The sequence below is a fragment of the Micromonospora halotolerans genome (genome assembly GCF_032108445.1).
In the GTDB taxonomy this organism is placed as follows: domain Bacteria; phylum Actinomycetota; class Actinomycetes; order Mycobacteriales; family Micromonosporaceae; genus Micromonospora; species Micromonospora halotolerans.
The window spans coordinates 2,185,381-2,200,706 of record NZ_CP134876.1 but is presented as its reverse complement, the minus strand read 5'-3'; the positions used below and the strand labels follow the sequence as shown (position 1 = coordinate 2,200,706).

The following is a 15,326-nucleotide window of genomic DNA, read 5'->3' as shown; positions in this document are numbered from 1 at the left end:
GACCCGTGCCGCACAGCCCTCAGGGCGACGAGACCTGGCGGATCCGCCGCACCGGGGCGGACCTGCACCGGCTCGGCGAGACAGAGTCGATCTTCGCGCTGGGCAACGGCTGGGTGGGCTGGCGCGGCACCCTCGACGAGGGCGAGCCGTACGAGATGCCGGGCACCTACCTCAACGGGTTCCACGAGCAGCGCGAGGTGAGCTACCCGGAGAGCGGGTACGCCTTCCCCGAGCACAGCGACACCGTGATCAGCGCGCCGAACGCCGCGCTGGTCCGGCTCTGGGTCGGCGGTGAGCCGCTGGACCTGCGGACCGGGACGGTCCGGCGGCACGAGCGGGTGCTCGACCTACGCGCCGGGGTGGTGCGCCGGGAGACCGAGTGGATCTCGCCGGGCGGGCGGGGCGTGCGGGTGCGCAGCACCCGGCTCGTCTCGTTGCCCCGCCGGCCGGTCGCCGCGGTCGACTACCAGGTCGAGCCGCTGGACGGCCCGGTCGAGGTGCGGGTCTCCGCCGACCTGCTCGCCAACGAGCGGGTGCCGGAACGCGCCGACGACCCGCGCGCCGCCTCGGTGATCCACGACCCGCTCACCGCCGAGACCGGCCGGCACGACGGGACCGACGGTGTGCTGGTGCACCGGACCGCGCGCAGCGCCCAGCGGGTCGCCGTCGCGGTCGCCCACCGGGTCGACGCGCCGGGCACCGCCGCGACCGACACCGAACTGACCCCCGACCGGTTCCGGCTGACGGTCACCGGCCCGCTGCGCCCCGGCGAGCGGATCCGGGTCACCCGCTTCGCCGCGTACGAGTGCGCGCACGTCGACGGCACCCCGGCCGGCGAGCTGGCCGACCTGGTCGTCGCGGAGGCCGAAGCGGCCCGGGCCGAGGGCTTCGCGGCCCTGCTCGACGCGCAGCGGGCCGCCCTCGACGCCGCCTGGGCCACCGCCGACGTCGAGCTGGACGGCGACCCGGAACTCCAGCAGGCGCTCCGGTTCGCGGTGTTCCACCTGCTCCAGTCCGGCCGGTCCGACGGCGACCGGACCATTCCGGCCAAGGGGCTGACCGGCAACGGCTACGACGGCCACGTGCTCTGGGACACCGAGGGCTACGTGCTGCCGGTGCTGACGTACCTGGCTCCGGGGCTGGCCCGGTCGGCGCTGCGCTGGCGGCACGCCCACCTGCCCGAGGCCCGGGACCGCGCCGCCGAGCTGCGACTGGCCGGCGCCACCTTCCCGTGGCGGACCCTCGGCGGCCGGGAGTGCTCCGGCTACTGGCCGGCGGGCAGCGCCGGGCTGCACGTCAACGCCGACATCGCCGACGCGGTGCTGCGCTACGTGGCGGCCACCGGCGACACCCAGTTCCTCGGCGAGTGCGGCGTCGAGCTGCTGGTGGAGACCGCCCGGCTCTGGCACCGGTACGGCCACTGGTCCGACACCGGCGTCTTCCACCTGACCGGGCTCACCGGGCCCGACGAGTACTCCGCGCTGGTCGACGACAACCTCTTCACCAACCTGATGGCCCGGCGCAACCTGCGCGGTGCGGCCGACGCCGCCGAGCGCTTCCCGCAGGCGGCCGCCCGGCTCGGCGTCGACCCGGCCGAGGTCGCCGGCTGGCGGGTCGCCGCCGACGCGGTGCACGTGCCCTACGACGGCAAGCGCGGGGTGCACCAGCAGTCGGCCGGCTTCACCGAGCAGCCCGAGTGGGACTTCGCGAACACCCGAGCGGACGACTACCCGCTGCTGCTGCACTTCCCCTACCTGGAGCTGTACCGGCGGCAGGTGGTCAAGCAGGCCGACCTCGTGCTGGCCATGCTGCGCTGCCCCGGCGAGTTCACCGCCGAGGAGAAGGCCCGGAACTTCGCGTACTACGAGGCCCGGACCGTCCGGGACTCGTCGCTGTCGGCGTCCGTGCAGGCGGTCCTCGCCGCCGAGGTCGGCCACCTGGACCTGGCGTACGACCTGTTCGCCGAGACGGCGCTGCAGGACCTGGAGGACCTCGGCGACAAGACCGCCGACGGCCTGCACCTGGCCTCGCTGGCCGGCGCCTGGCTGGTGGCGGCGCAGGGCTTCGGCGGCCTGCGCGACGACCGGGGCGTGCTCTCCTTCGACCCGCGGCTGCCCCGCCGGATCACCCGGCTCGCCTTCCACCTGCGCTGGCACGGGCACCGGCTGCGGGTCACGCTGACCCCGGACACGGCCCGCTACGAGCTGCCCGACGCCGGCCCGGCCGACGCGGTCGAGCTGTGGCACCACGGCGAACGGCTCCGGGTGACCGCGGCGGCGCCGGTCACCCGGCCCATGCCGCCGGTGCCGGACCCCGGGCCCGAGCCGCCGTCACCACCCGGCCGCCGGCCGGCCCGGCGCGCTCAGGCGGAGGTGGGCGGCGCCGGCTGACTCGGCACGCCCGACATCCGCCCGACGATCTCCTCCAGCGCCTCGAAGGCGTACGCCCAGTTGTGGCACTTGAAGCTGCGCAGCCCGTCGATCGGGGTGCGGCAGTCGGCGCAGTGCACACCGGGGATGGCGTCCGGCACCTCGGTGTTGACGTACTTGCGCTCGCCCAGGATCACCCGCGCGATCATCCCCCGGTCGTGCACCCCGTGCAGGGCGGAGGAGACGATGTCGTACCAGTTCACCCGGCGACCGCACTTCGGACAGTCCGGCTCGTCGCCGCTCACCCACAGCGGCGCGCCGATGCTCCGCGCCGGCATGTTCAGCAGCTTCTCCAGCCGGCGCACGTCCGCTTCCGGCGTGGTCCAGCGGTGCCGGCCCGGCAGCGAGGCGGGCGAGTCGTAGACGGCGCGGAACACCACCGGGTCGACCTCCACGGTCTCCCGTTCACCGGTCATCGGTACCTCCTCGGCTCGGCTGGTCCCACCGTCGTACCAGGTGAACGGCCTCGCGTCAGCTCACCGCGCCCCGGCGGACCGCCTCGGCGGCCAGCCGTGCCCGGCGGCGGTCGTCGTTGCTGACCAGGCCGAACTTGTCGTACAGCCGGGTCAGGTGCTTCTTCACCGCGCTCTCGCTCACGCCCAGCGTGCCGGCCAGCACCCGCACGGCCGGCGGCTCCGGGAAGGTGTCGCCCCCGGCCAGGTACGGGCGGCACAGTGCGTCGAGCAGCTCACCCTCCCGGCGGGTCAGCGCCGGCGGGGCGGGCGGCGCCTCGACGCCGACGGTCCGCGTGCCGGTGTGCTGCCCGGGTGCCCGGAACACGAGCCGCGCGGGTCCGACCTCCACCCGGTCGCCGTCGCGCAGGGTGCGGGCCTCGCGCAGCGGTGCCCCGTTGACCGTGGTGCCGTTGGTGCTGCCCAGGTCACGGATGATCCAGCCGGACGGGAAGCGCTCCACCAGCGCGTGCAGCCGGGAGACCAGCCGGCTGTCGATGGGCAGCTCGTTGCCGGGGGCCCGGCCGATGGTCAGGGTGTCCACGCTGAGCGGGACGAGACGCACCGGACCGGTGCCGTGCACCTCGAACCAGCCGCCGGTCACCGGTCGCACCACGGCTCGGTGGTCGCCGAGGTCACCGCGCCGGAGTGGGTGACGGTCACCGTCGCCGTGGCGGTGACGCACCGCCCCGCCGACGGCCACGGCTCGGTCCACAGCTCGTACGGCTGGCCGGTGGCGCGCTGCCGCGCCCGCGGCCCGTCGGACCGCACCGCCAGGTCGACGGTCCAGGTGCCGCCGCCCGTCGACACGTTGTCCCGGTACTGCTTCCACACCCAGACGTACGCCATCGCCGTCCGGCAGCCCGGCGACCAGTACTGCTTCACCGAGATGGCGCGCAGCCCGCCCGCGTAGCCGTAGGCGGACGCGCCGATCTGGTAGGCGTCGGCGTAGCACCGGCCGGGCGGCGCGTCGTCCTGGTCGGCCCGGCGGGGGCCTGCCGTGCCGACCAGCGTCGTGGTCACCGGCCGGCCGGCCACGGTCAGCTCCAGCACCGCCCGGACCGGCCCGGCCACCCGGGGCACCACGACCAGTCCCACGTCGCAGCCGGCCCCCGGGGCGAGCCGCCGCGACCCGCACCCGTCCTCGACGATCCGCAGCTCACCCCGGGACGGGCCGCCCACCGTCACCCCGCCCAGGGTCACCGGGTGGTCGGCGCGGTTGCGCACCCGCACCAGCCGCTCCGCCGACTCGGCGTGCAGGGTCAGCTCGCCCAGCTCCACCCGCTCGGGCAGCGTCACCGGGGCGGGCGGGGGCGGTGCCTGCGCGTACCCGGTGCCCAGCACGGCCGCCACCGCCACCACCAGGCCGACGGTCCGGCGCAGCGCGTGCCGGCGTACCCGTGAGGGTCCCGCCACCGTGGCGGAGAGGGCGAGGGCCGCGCGGCGGCGGGCCGAGAGCGACGGCGCCGGGCCGGCCGGCGGGGCCGGCCGCACCCCGGCGTCCGCGGCCACGTCGCCCGGGACGAACGGCGTCACCGGCAGCCCGGCCGCGGCCTGGGCGCCCCGCAGCTCGGCCGCGAACTCCGCGACCGACGCCGGCCGCCGCGGCGGATCCTTGGCCAGCGCGCGCTCCAGGGCCGCGCACACCCCGTCGGGTACGCCGAGCGGGCGCAGGTCCGGCACCGGGTCGGCGGCGATCCGGCGCAGCAGGGCGTCGGTGGACTCCCCGGCGGCGGGCGCGAAGGCCGGCGTGCCCCGGATCCAGTGCAGGACGGTCGAGGCCAGCGCGTAGACGTCGGCGGCCACCGAGGCCGGCTCGCCGCGCAGCACCTCCGGGGCGGCGTGCAGCACGCTCGCGGTGACCGTGCCCCGCGTGCGGGGACGTTCCGCGCCGGCCCGGGCCTGGCCGAAGTCGGCCAGCTTCGGCTCCCCGTACCCGGAGATCAGGATGTTCTCCGGCTTCACGTCGCGGTGCAGGACCCCGGCCCGGTGCGCGGTCTCCAGCGCGCCGGCCACCGCGATCCCGCCGGCGACGGCCGCCCGCCAGTCACCCGCCGTGCCGAGGCGCAGCCGGTCGCCCAGGGAGCCGCCCTCCTCGTACGCCATGAGCAGGTACGGGTTCCCGGCGGCGGTCCGGCCGGCCTGGTGCAGGGTGACGATGTGCGGATGGTCGGAGAGCCGGCCCAGGGCGCGCAGTTCGCGCTCGAAGCGGGACCGCGACGGCCCGGCCCAGTCGGCGGCGAGCACCTTCACCGCCACCCAGCGGGAGTAGTCGGCCTGCCAGGCCCGGTAGACGACGCCGAACCCGCCCCGCCCGACCTCGACGGCGTCCGTGCACCCGGCGATCCCCAGGTCGACGCCGGCGCCCGGCGCGGGGCGGTGCGTCACCGGCTGTTCGCTGTGGACCATCGCCGCTGAATGCTACCGACGGGTCGGAACGGCCTCGGACGCTCGGGTGCACCCGTCGGCGCCGACGACGACGGTCCGTGCCCCGAGCAGGGCACGGACCGTCGAGTGTCGCCACCGGGGCCGGACGTGTGACCGGCCGGCCCCGCCCCCCTTCGGCGGATCGGTGGTCGTTGTGGAACCGGGGGTGCCCCGGGTGCGACCCGGCACGCCGGGCGGGCGGGGGTCAGCAGACGGTGCTCGTCGAGCCGCCCGTCGAGTTCAGGTAGCCGGTGACGTGGGTGCAGTGCGCGGCCGTGTTCGCCGGCTTGCCCCACAGCTCCGCCCGGGTGGTGTTGTTCAGCTCGCCCACCCCGTAGTCGGTGCCGCTGTCCGACTCGTCGATGACGTGGACGTACAGGTCCCAGTTCGAGTGGCTGGCCCGGTACTGCTCCCACACGTAGATGTAGGCGTAGTTGTAGCCACAGCCGTAGTACTGCTTGACCGACGCGGCCTGCATGCCGCCTACGGTGAGCACGCGGGTCGTGCCGATCTGGCGGACGCTGGAGCAGCTCGCCGGCGTGCTGGCCAGCGCCGGGGACGCGTCGACCACGGCGACGGCGCCGGCGGCGAGGGCCACGGCCGCGGTGGCGAGGGTACGGCGGAGCAACGACATGGAAACCCTGCTTTCTCTCGAGATCCCGTCGGCAGTGAGGAAACCAGGGACGGTGCCGGGGCGACAGGTGACGAAGCGGGGAGGGTTTGCTCCCCATCGCGCGGCCCCCTGGCCGCCGGTCCTGATTGCTAGGCTGCGCGCCATGTTTTCGGGCGATGCGGATGCAGACCTGCGGCAGATGGCCGACGACGTCACCTTCCCGCACCGCGATGCCGCCCGGCACGCCGTGCGGTTCCGGGCCTCCGGCGACGTGGCCGACCTGGTCGCCGTCCACGACGATCCGCATCCCTGCGGGATGACCGACGTGGTGTTCGCCCTGGCGGGATCGAAGCGGCCCTGGCTCAACTGGGTTCCGATGCCGAGCGAGGCGATCAGCAACGTCGCCAACGAGATCGGTGGCCGCCGGGCGCGCGGCGAGCAGGTCCAGCTCAGCGGCCTCGGACTGTCCGCAGCGGAGCCGGCCAGCGCCATGACCGCCTGCCGCCGGATCGCCGGCCCGGTCGACATCGGTATCGCCGAGTTCCCGCCCCCCGACATCCGGACACCGGTACGGCCCGGCCGGTACGCGGTGTGGCGGTACGACGGCCCCGAGCCGCTGCCCGCCGGGCCGGAACCGTCGGCTGCCGCGATCGGACTGGTTCAGAAGGTCGCCGGGGAGCCGTGGCAGTCGCCGCTCTCGGGGTACGTGAAGGCCGGCCCGCTCGGCGAACTGCCGCTGAACGACCTGCTCGGGCTGCTCGCGCACCTGCCCGGTCCGCCGGACACCGCGCGCTGGCAGCACCTCGCCAGGTCGACGCCGACGTACTGGTACCGGCTCATGCAGCCGTGGGTGTGCCTCGGCATCCTGCATCATGCCAAGGACGAGCCGTGGCCGACCTCGACCCGACGCGAGGTGCTGGTGGACCTCGCCTTCGGCGTCGAGGACTGGGTCGCCGACGCCGCACTGTTCGCACTCGTCACCGCCGCCTACCGGGAGCCGGACCTACGGCCGGAGGTACGCCAGCTCGTCCGGGCCCGGCTCGACGCGGCGGTGGCGGCGAACCGGCTGGTCACCATCGAGGAATCACTGGCCCAGCTGATGCTCGTCACGCCGGGATGCCGTCCCGACGACGGGGCACTGGCAACGGCCGTGCTGGCTCGTGCGGAGCAGGACGACGAAGAGGACGAGGAACCCGCGGCGGCGCCGGTGGCGAAACGGCGCTGGTGGCGGCGGGGCAGCTGACAAGGGCGCCCTGCCGCGACATCGGGGAGCCTCTGTGCCCCGGAGACTCCTTGCCCCTCAGGCAACGATCACGCCGAACCTAGTCGGTGGGTGAGGCGTTGGACGACGACTCCGGACAGGTGTCGTGAAGCGGCTGCCACGTGTTGTTCAGCTCCGTGGCGTTGATGTTCGCCGCTGGTGAGTGGCCGACGCCCAGCACGCCGATCTTCTCCTCGGCTCCCTGGAGACACGAGGTAGACCGGCAGGGCCGCGCGATCTCATCGGTCCCGGCCTCCGCGGTCCGGCCGGATCGTGAGGGCTTCGAGTGGTCGGGAGTCCAGCACCGAGCGGGAGGCGTGGACGAGTGACGAGGCGCTGTAGCGGTAGTGACGGTCGCGGACGCCAGCGACGGTTCACCGTCTCTCGGCTGACGTCCGGAGGACGGTGACTGCGCCGGGAGAGGCCGCCTGCAGTCGGGCCAGGTCCTGGGCGGAGGGCTCGATGAGGTAGCGGCGCGTGGCGGCACGCAGGAGGGGCAGGTCGGAAAGGCTGTCGGTGTAGGCGAAGTCGATGGGCAGGGTGACCCCGGCGTCGCGGAGCCGCTGCACTTTCTGCGGCCCCTGGCAGCCGACGACGGGCCACATCCCGGTGCGGCCGGCGCGGAGCCGGGCAGCGATGACCTCCACCTTGCTCAGGCCGAGCTCGGCGCAGATGGCGGTGGCGAGCGGGTCGGCGCATGCGGTGACGATGATGACGCGGTCGCCCGCAGCGAGGTGTTGCTGGAGCCGGTCGAGCGCGACCGTGATGCGCTTCTGGGCGTGGGTTGCGGCGAACTGTTCGGCCAGGGCGGTGAACTGCGCCTCGGACAGACCAGCCGACGCGAGCCAGAGGAACCCGGTGATGGCCACACGTCGCGTGGGTGACAGGAAGAGCATCGGTGCGAGGAGCGGAGCGAGTACGAGCGACACTCCCGCGCGCCACCGCTGACGGAACAGCAGATGGCGGGTGAACTGGGCGAACGAGTCTCCGCGTACCAGGGTGTCGTCGAGGTCGAAGACGGCCACCCGGCGCGTCGAGGCGGTCATCACGCGCCTTCCGTCGGCATCGGTGCCGATCGTCCCATGGCCTCCTGTGCCTCCTGTGAATGCCTCAGCTGGATGGTCGGGTGCCGATGCCACTGTCTTGTGCCCCCTGCGTGCCCCACAGTCTGAGCCCTGAATGACGCCCGCCCGGTTCTCAGGCTGGCATGAGTTCGACGACGTCATGCAGTCCGATACGACCAGGGCGTTCGACTGTCGCCCACACGCCGAACGTCAGGTCGTGGTGCTCGGCAACCGTCCTCAAGAGGTGTCCATGCTCCGGGGCGTCCTCCTGGGCAAGGTCGATCATGACGCATCGGGTAAGCCGGCGACGTGGTCGCAACACCACGTCGGAACCGATACGGATGGCTCGCCCGAGCCTGTGATCCTCGGGGAAGTCGCTGCCCGGTACGTCCACGAGCAGATTCGCCCGGAACCGCACTGAGCCGACCGGCTCCCCCAGCAGTTCACGCAGTCGCCGTAGACCGGCGGTGCTGATCAGGCTCACCGGACCCTCGTCATGGTGCATGACCTCCGCTTCGCGCTCGATCGTCACGCGGCGGTCCAGTACCTCGCTCACAGCCTCGTGCCCCGCGGGCTCATCCGCGGGGAAGCGGCGTCCGTCGGGCAGTTCCACGACCGGCACCGGATCACCAGAATGTCCGCGCAGGGTGAACAGGCCAGGCATCCGCCGGAAGCGACGGGTGTTCTTCCCGCTGCCCAACTTCCCGTCTGCGTCACGCACTGCCCACAAGCGGTCACCAACGAGGCCCCGCTGGTCGATCTCGACTGTTGCGACCTGCTCACCGAGCAGTGACTTGATCGGATACCGGCGGATCTCGGCTAGCTCCATCGGAGCCACTGTAGATCGCCGCGGCTGAGCAAGATCGTCCAGCCGGATGTGTCATTCACGTCCTGAGACCGACGTGTCATGCGGGTCGGAGCAGCTGGCTATTCCAGCGGGAACGGGCGGGCAAGGAACAGTTCGGCGAGACTTGGTAGGCGCCTTCGCCACTCTTCTTCGTTTCGAAGGTCCCAGCGTTCGTCTGCAGGTTCCGAGCTGGGGCTCGATGGAGCCGTGTCCACCTTCGCGTCGTCGACGGCGTCCCAGAACGCCTCGGGGTCGCCTGTCAGCCGCTCATACGCTCGGCGCGCTGCGTACAGGAGCCTTTCGTCGCCGATCCACAGGTCGCGGCCGTCCGAAGCGCTGATCTCTTGTACCGCAGGATGTCCGGCGAGCGAGTCGGGTTCGGTGACGACTGCCTCGTACGCCCTCCGGCCCAGGCCCACGAGCCCTGCCCGGAAGTCGGAGAACCCATCGTCGGAGAGGAACCCGTACTCGATGATCCAGCACGCCGCGCAGGTATCCCAGTTGTCGGCCTGGGTGAGCACGTCATCGAGCATCCGGTCGAACGCCACGATCTGCGGCAGCGGGAGTCGTGCCAGCTCCGCCACCAGCGCCTCACTGACCGCGCTCGGCTGACCGTCCTGCCGGGCTCGATCTGCTGCTGGACCGGCCGCTGCTCGTGCCCGCTCCACAACCTGCCAGAACCCGTCCACGTCCACGACCGGCAGTGTCCACGACCCATGTGACAACCTGCGGCGGGTGATGCTGATCTTGATTTCCGATGATGGCGGGTGGGCGACTACTGCTGTAGTTCGCTGCCGCGCCGACGCGGATCACGGCAACAGCGGCCCCGGGCGAGGCCGCTGAGCTGCGGAGGAGTGGGCCGCCAGGGACTCGAACCCTGAACCTATGGATTTCCGGCGAGGCGGTTGCTGAAGGCTTGGTACGCAGGTGGCGAGGCTTGGTCGGTTGCCCTGAGACTCTAACGGCCGGGTTCGTTGCTGTACTCGTCTGCTGTACGGGCATCACGTCGGCCCACTGCTGGCCAACCTTTGATCGAGCCGATTGGGTCCCCTCCCTCCTATGGCCTCGGGGTGTCGCCGGCGAGCAAGCCAGGTCGACTTTCCGACGTCGGCCAACTGCCGACGCAGGTCCTGACACCCGCTGTCCAACCTTCGCCAGAGCGCCACTTGTTCAGTCGCACCTATCTCTTTCATCACAATCAAGCAGCCCACCTTGTCTCACATCCCGTTTCGCGCCAATTCGGAAGCAAGCGGACTCAGCCGTTCGGCCTGTGACTCTAGTCGATCATTCAGGCCGAACCAGCGGGGATCACCAGGCGAGACAGGGCGGCCAAAGATGACCTACGCTGCGTGGGCCGAAAGTGACGCACGGCTGCTGGAACTCTGGTACACCTTGACCTGGGGAGGTACAGTCTTGACTGTACTTGACCGCACCATCTGCGAAGACTGTGGACGTGTCTGCTTCCAGCGAGGAGGGCGGTTGATGGTGGAGGCGGCGAGGATCTCGGATGGTACCGCTCTAGCAGACGAGTTCCTTCAGAAGCTGGAGAAGAAGCGGGGAGGCTTGGAACTTGTCGCGGCCGTTGCTGTTCGGTTCGAGGATATAGCCCGAACCGGAACACTTGAAATACCCAGAGAGCTTAACGAGCTTCGAGACGACCTCTGGGAAATAAAAGCGGAAAGGGTTCGGCTTCCCTTCTATTGGACTCAAAGAGCGTTTGCAAGCAAGGCGATTCGGATTACGCATGGTTTTCTAAAGGGTACTTGGAAAACGCCTAGAGGCGAGATTGACAAGGCGCTTTGGGTGCGCAGGGAGGACCTTCGGTCATGAGTTACCTCTACGATCGACTTTCGGCCACGAGTAAAGGGGCGCGAGCCCTTTCTGCGGCCCGTCTCCGTTACCAAGTCCTCAAAGTCCTGCACCGGTCGCTTGAGCAGTCTCGTCTCACGCAGGTTGAGCTCGCCAAGCGGCTTGGAGTCCGGAAGTCTGCAGTAAACCAGGTATTCAGAGGCGACGGAAACGTTCGCGTTTCAACGTTGGCCGAGTACTTGCATGAAATGGGCTTGGAGCTCGCAATCGAGACAGTTCCTTTGGGTACGCACCGTGCGGCCGCGACTGAGGAGATGGACAGGGAATGGCGTTCGTCCCAACGCGTCGTGCAGCATTTTTCGCCCGAATCGGCAACTAGTGCGTGGGAGCCTGACGTAATTGACTGGCATCCGTCCACAAGCAGGCCCTCGGTACTGGTCCTAGCGGCGAGTAGGTCCTTGTGAGCGAGAGCATTCAGTCCGATAAGATGCGGGCATCGATAAATGGTCTGCTCGAATCGGTTGAGTTGGGTAACGTCTTCCTTGACTCCTTCTCCGCAAAGTTAAAGCGCCTGGCGCAACCGGACGATCTAGCACTTGAACTCGCGATCTCATACGCAGTGCAGAGCGATCGAATCCTATACCGGTTCAACGTCAAATGTGTGCTCGTAGGGGCGCCAGGCTCCCTGCGTGAAGTTGAGACGAACGAAAGTAATCGGCTGGAAGAGGCGCAGTCAGGCGTGGCCCGGAAGGGTCCACTGTTGGCCAGTGTCGACTTGTCCCTGGTCTGCGAGTACCGAACATTCGAGGACTTTGCCCCCCCGAAGCGGGAGGTTTTAGAGGAATTCGGCGATTCGGTCGCGATTCACGTTGCGTATCCATATATACGGGAGGCGATTAGTTCAATGGTAATGAGGCTGGGTTTCCCAGCACTCACGATTGGATTTCTTGCTGATGGGAAGCGGACCCCGACAGCCGTGTGGGGTCGGCGGCCGACCTAGGCGTCTCAACCCGCGATCATCCCGTCTGCCATCGACCCACGCCTCGTGGAGCGGACCAGGGCCAGGGCGTCAAGGTGGAGCGCCCTACGTGACGAGTCTCAATGGCGGTTGTCAAGGCGCGGGGCGGTTGGTGGTGTCAGGCGGGCGTCGTTGATGGTGGTTGGAGCTGGAAGCAGCGGTTGTCGCGGAGCAGTGCCCAGAGGACGTCGACGCGGCGGCGGGCGAGGGCTATCAGCGCCTGCTGGTGTTTGCGTCCCTCAGCCCGTTTGCGCTGGTAGTAGTCCCGGCTTGGGCCGTTCATTCGCAGGGTGCTGAGCGAGGACATGTAGAACACGTGGCGCAGCCGTCGGTTGTAACGCTGCGGCCGGCGCAGGTTGGCGACGCGCTTGCCAGAGTCCCGTGCCACCGGCGCGAGGCCTGCGTAGGCGGCCAGGTGATCGGGGCTGGCGAAGGTCGACAGGTCCCCGACCGCGACGATGAACTCCGCCGCCGCCAGTGCCCCCATGCCGGGCAGGCTGCGAATGATGCCGGCCTGTGGGTGGTCGCTGAAGGCGGCCTCGATTGCCTTGTCGATGTTCCGCATCCGTCGGTGCAGTTGCAGCAGGTGGGTGGCCAGCTCGGCGGCGAGGTTAGCAGCGGTGTCCTGTCCCGGCAGGGTGAGATCCTGCTCAGCCGCGGCGGCCAACGCCTGATCGGCGACCTTGACGGCGTTCACTGCCCGATGCCGGCGCAGATGCGCCACGAGCTGCTCTCGACCGGCGGCGCGGATCTGCTCGGGCGTCTGAAAGGCGCTGATCAGAATCAACGTCGCGACGTTGGTGAAGGTTAACGCGCGTTCCAATACCGGGGAGATCCCGAGCATCAAGCGGCGCAGCCGATTCACGGTGCGGACCCAGTCTTCGACCAGGTCGGCGCGGTGCGCGACCAGCAGCGCGAGTTTGGCGATCAGCTCCGTCGGTGTCTCGACCGGCAGGAAGTCATGCCGCATCCGAGCGGTATTCGCGATCACCACCGCGTCACGCGCGTCGGTCTTGGCCTCTCCAGCGAACCCGTCGGCCATCGTCTTGACCGTGCGACCTGGGATATACAGCGTCTGCTGCCCTGCCAGCGCCAACATTGCCCGCAGCAGGGCGGTCTCGCAGCCGACCAGGTCGACTGCCCACACCACCTCGTCACCGGCGCCGACCCGCCTGATCAGGTCCGCAATCGCCTGCTGATCGTTGGCCACTCGCGTCGACCACAGCACCCGCCCGCCCACGTCCACCGCCGCAGCGTGGTGAGCCTGCTTGCCCGCGTCCACGCCTACCCATACCTGCGCCAAGCCGTCCTCCCGAAGCACCCAGATCCAGGTCACCTCGGACGACCCCGCCGGCAGTTCCTTAGCAAGCGACGATTCGCAGATCTCAATCAGCGGTCAAGGCGCCCTGGGCTGGCTGGGCGGCCGCTCGTCCATGGCCACCTGACGGCAAACAACCTTGAGCCACACCCAGCCAACCCGGCGGCCCGGAACACCATCCAGACGCAGAAACCCTAAGGAACGACCTTGGCGCCCTGGCCCTGGTCTGCTCGGCTTCGCCTGGGTCGTTGGTAGCGGGATACCCCATCCCGGAGCCGGAGCGCTGCTCTTCGCACTTGCTCTCCCCTGGATGAATCCGCGGCTGCCACCTGGCTCGGCTCCCTGCTGGCGACGGCCAATGTCAAAGCCCCGGAACCTGCTGTCATTAGCGGCCCGGGGCTTCGTCATGTTCCGCGCCGCCGGCGGGCTCCACCGTCGACGCCGTGAGCGAAGCGGGAGGCGTCGGCGGCGGACCTTGGGTCCGGCCCTGGTCGGCGGCGCGAGCGGCCTGCGAAGCGGGCCGCCTTGATCCCGTACAGAAAGTTCTCACAGCAGCCCGACAGCCCGACCCGACAGCCCGACGTGTCCCGTCCCGGGACGTGCGCATGTAGTGGGGCTAATGGGATCCAGCCGCCCGTCGTGGTAGACGGGTTGGGTCCGAGCCGCCAGGGGTCGAGCACTCGATGGGACTGTCCTTCAAGGTCTATGTCTAGAGCGTGCCGCCCCTGGTTGGCGAGGAGGCGAGACGACCGGTGGGATGTCGTGCCCTTGGAGCACTGATCCATTAGTTCGTGCGCGGTCCTCCTTGCGGCCTCGGACACCTGTCGGCTTCCGGGGCGGAGGAGTTGCGGTGCTGTTCATCGGTGATGACTGGGCGGAAGCGCACCACGACGTGGAGATCCAGGACGAAGACGGGCGCAGGCTGGTGCGCCGTCGGCTGCCCGAAGGTGTGGCCGGGATGGCCGTCTTGCACGACTTGGTCGCCGGCCTTCTCGGCGATGGCGAGCCGGCCGACGTGATCTTCGGCATCGAAACGGACCGCGGTCCGTGGGTGCAGGCGTTGATCGCGGCTGGCTACCAGGTCTATGCGATCAACCCGTTGTCGGTGGCCCGCTATCGGGAACGGCACGTCACGTCGGGGGCCAAGAGCGACGCCGGCGACGCGAAGGTCCTGGCGGACCTGGTGCGCACCGACCGGCACCAACACCGGCCGATCGCGGGTGACAGCGACCTCGCCGAGGCGGTCAAGGTCCTCGCGCGAGCGCATCAGAACCTGATCTGGTCACGGCAGCGCCAGGCCAACTCGCTGCGCTCGACGCTGCGCGAGTTCTACCCTGCGGCCCTCACCGCGTTCGAAAAGCTCACGGACCGAGACGCCCTCGCCGTGCTGGAGATCGCCCCGACCCCGACCCGGGGGCGGTCCCTGTCACGCGCGAAGATCGCCGCGACCTTGCGGCGGGCCGGACGACAGCGCTACATCGACGCCCGGGCCGAACAGATTGAGACCGCACTGCGCACCGAGCAGCTGGCGGCGCTACCCGCCGTCGAGGCCGCGTTCGGGCACACCGTCACCGCAATGGTGCGGATCCTGACCGAGTTGTCGCGCCAAATCGGAACTCTCGAAGGCGAGTTGAGCGCGCATTTTGACCGGCACCCGGACGCCGAGATTCTGCTTTCCCAGCCAGGCCTGGGACCTGTCCTCGCCGCCCGGGTGCTCGCCGAGTTCGGCGACGACCCACACCGTTACGACGTCAAAGCCCGCCGCAATTACGCCGCCACCAGCCCGATCACTCGCGCCTCCGGCACCCGCCGCCTGGTGCTTGCCCGTCACGTGGCGAACAACCGCCTCCGCGACGCCCTCTACCTGCAGGCGTTCGCCGCGCTCAAAGCCTCACCCGGCGCCCGGGCCTACCACGACGCCCACCGCGCCCGCGGCAACACCCACCACCAGGCACTTCGCGCTCTGGCCAACCGACTCGTCGGCATCCTCCACGGCTGCCTACGCCACCAGCAGCCCTACAACGAGGCAATCGCCTGGCCCGCCCCTACGACGGAACTGTCAGCAGCTGCTTGACACGGTAGCGACGT

Annotated in this window: 14 protein-coding genes; 6 read left to right on the top strand and 8 right to left on the bottom strand. The window is 70.2% G+C overall.

Translation table 11 applies throughout. From position 1 onward, the window contains the following. Positions 1-5: 5 nt before the first annotated feature. A complete protein-coding gene (locus RMN56_RS10330) occupies positions 6-2,390 on the top strand; it encodes a glycoside hydrolase family 65 protein (RefSeq protein WP_313723607.1) in 2,385 nt (794 codons plus the stop codon). Here RMN56_RS10330 and RMN56_RS10325 read toward each other — a convergent pair. The 4 genes from RMN56_RS10325 to RMN56_RS10310 all read right to left on the bottom strand — a co-directional run bounded on the left by RMN56_RS10325 (position 2,363) and on the right by RMN56_RS10310 (position 5,942). Next, entirely contained in the window at positions 2,363-2,845 is a 483-nt protein-coding gene (locus RMN56_RS10325; protein ID WP_313723606.1) for a DUF8243 domain-containing protein, read from the bottom strand. The two genes, RMN56_RS10330 and RMN56_RS10325, sit on opposite strands and share 28 nt — an antisense overlap. A 55-nt stretch (positions 2,846-2,900) precedes the next feature. Beyond that, positions 2,901-3,497 (bottom strand): FHA domain-containing protein, encoded by a 597-nt coding sequence (locus tag RMN56_RS10320; protein WP_313723605.1) that lies wholly within the window; start codon positions 3,495-3,497, stop codon positions 2,901-2,903. Further along, complete coding sequence (locus tag RMN56_RS10315) at positions 3,482-5,290, bottom strand: serine/threonine-protein kinase (RefSeq protein ID WP_313723604.1); 1,809 nt, start codon at positions 5,288-5,290, stop codon at positions 3,482-3,484. Before RMN56_RS10315 ends, RMN56_RS10320 begins: the two co-directional genes overlap by 16 nt. 223 nt (positions 5,291-5,513) lie before the next feature. Further along, positions 5,514-5,942 (bottom strand): hypothetical protein, encoded by a 429-nt coding sequence (locus RMN56_RS10310; protein WP_313723603.1) that lies wholly within the window; start codon positions 5,940-5,942, stop codon positions 5,514-5,516. Positions 5,943-6,084: 142 nt separating this feature from the next. On the opposite strand from RMN56_RS10310, the gene RMN56_RS10305 reads away from it, so the two are divergent. Continuing rightward, entirely contained in the window at positions 6,085-7,164 is a 1,080-nt protein-coding gene (locus RMN56_RS10305; protein ID WP_313723602.1) for a hypothetical protein, read from the top strand. A gap of 392 nt (positions 7,165-7,556) precedes the next feature. Here RMN56_RS10305 and RMN56_RS10300 read toward each other — a convergent pair whose 3' ends face one another. From RMN56_RS10300 to RMN56_RS10290, 3 genes are all read right to left on the bottom strand, one after another. Then, a complete protein-coding gene (locus RMN56_RS10300) occupies positions 7,557-8,228 on the bottom strand; it encodes a haloacid dehalogenase-like hydrolase (protein WP_313723601.1) in 672 nt (223 codons plus the stop codon). Positions 8,229-8,379: 151 nt separating this feature from the next. Continuing rightward, positions 8,380-9,075, bottom strand: a complete 696-nt coding sequence (locus tag RMN56_RS10295; RefSeq protein ID WP_313723600.1) for an MOSC domain-containing protein — start codon at positions 9,073-9,075, stop codon at positions 8,380-8,382. A 98-nt stretch (positions 9,076-9,173) separates the two neighbouring features. Then, positions 9,174-9,788: a DUF4240 domain-containing protein gene (locus RMN56_RS10290; RefSeq protein ID WP_313723599.1), complete on the bottom strand. Its 615-nt coding sequence runs from the start codon at positions 9,786-9,788 to the stop codon at positions 9,174-9,176. A gap of 787 nt (positions 9,789-10,575) precedes the next feature. Between RMN56_RS10290 and RMN56_RS10285 the strand changes: the two genes are divergently transcribed. The 3 genes from RMN56_RS10285 to RMN56_RS10280 are packed head-to-tail and all read left to right on the top strand — an operon-like array spanning position 10,576 to position 11,902. After that, entirely contained in the window at positions 10,576-10,923 is a 348-nt protein-coding gene (locus RMN56_RS10285) for a hypothetical protein (protein ID WP_313723598.1), read from the top strand. Beyond that, positions 10,920-11,366, top strand: a complete 447-nt coding sequence (locus RMN56_RS32635; protein ID WP_376787290.1) for a helix-turn-helix domain-containing protein — start codon at positions 10,920-10,922, stop codon at positions 11,364-11,366. Before RMN56_RS10285 ends, RMN56_RS32635 begins: the two co-directional genes overlap by 4 nt. Further along, positions 11,363-11,902 carry a hypothetical protein gene (locus RMN56_RS10280; protein WP_313723597.1) on the top strand — a complete coding sequence of 180 codons (540 nt, stop codon included), beginning with the start codon at positions 11,363-11,365 and terminating at the stop codon, positions 11,900-11,902. Before RMN56_RS32635 ends, RMN56_RS10280 begins: the two co-directional genes overlap by 4 nt. Before the next feature lie 136 nt (positions 11,903-12,038). Here RMN56_RS10280 and RMN56_RS10275 read toward each other — a convergent pair whose 3' ends face one another. After that, a complete protein-coding gene (locus RMN56_RS10275; protein WP_313724689.1) occupies positions 12,039-13,223 on the bottom strand; it encodes an IS110 family RNA-guided transposase in 1,185 nt (394 codons plus the stop codon). Positions 13,224-14,088: 865 nt separating this feature from the next. On the opposite strand from RMN56_RS10275, the gene RMN56_RS10270 reads away from it, so the two are divergent. Further along, positions 14,089-15,312 (top strand): IS110 family RNA-guided transposase, encoded by a 1,224-nt coding sequence (locus tag RMN56_RS10270; RefSeq protein ID WP_313723596.1) that lies wholly within the window; start codon positions 14,089-14,091, stop codon positions 15,310-15,312. The last annotated feature ends 14 nt before the right edge of the window (positions 15,313-15,326 follow it).

Bases quoted from the DNA above. Each gene is read 5' to 3' on its own strand.
- RMN56_RS10325 (WP_313723606.1), bottom strand. From the start codon at position 2,845: ATGACCGGTGAACGGGAGACCGTGGAGGTCGACCCGGTGGTGTTCCGC.
- RMN56_RS10310 (WP_313723603.1), bottom strand. From the start codon at position 5,942: ATGTCGTTGCTCCGCCGTACCCTCGCCACCGCGGCCGTGGCCCTCGCC.
- RMN56_RS10295 (WP_313723600.1), bottom strand. From the start codon at position 9,075: ATGGAGCTAGCCGAGATCCGCCGGTATCCGATCAAGTCACTGCTCGGT.
- RMN56_RS10285 (WP_313723598.1), top strand. From the start codon at position 10,576: ATGGTGGAGGCGGCGAGGATCTCGGATGGTACCGCTCTAGCAGACGAG.
- RMN56_RS10305 (WP_313723602.1), top strand. From the start codon at position 6,085: ATGTTTTCGGGCGATGCGGATGCAGACCTGCGGCAGATGGCCGACGAC.
- RMN56_RS10315 (WP_313723604.1), bottom strand. From the start codon at position 5,290: ATGGTCCACAGCGAACAGCCGGTGACGCACCGCCCCGCGCCGGGCGCC.
- RMN56_RS32635 (WP_376787290.1), top strand. From the start codon at position 10,920: ATGAGTTACCTCTACGATCGACTTTCGGCCACGAGTAAAGGGGCGCGA.
- RMN56_RS10300 (WP_313723601.1), bottom strand. From the start codon at position 8,228: ATGACCGCCTCGACGCGCCGGGTGGCCGTCTTCGACCTCGACGACACC.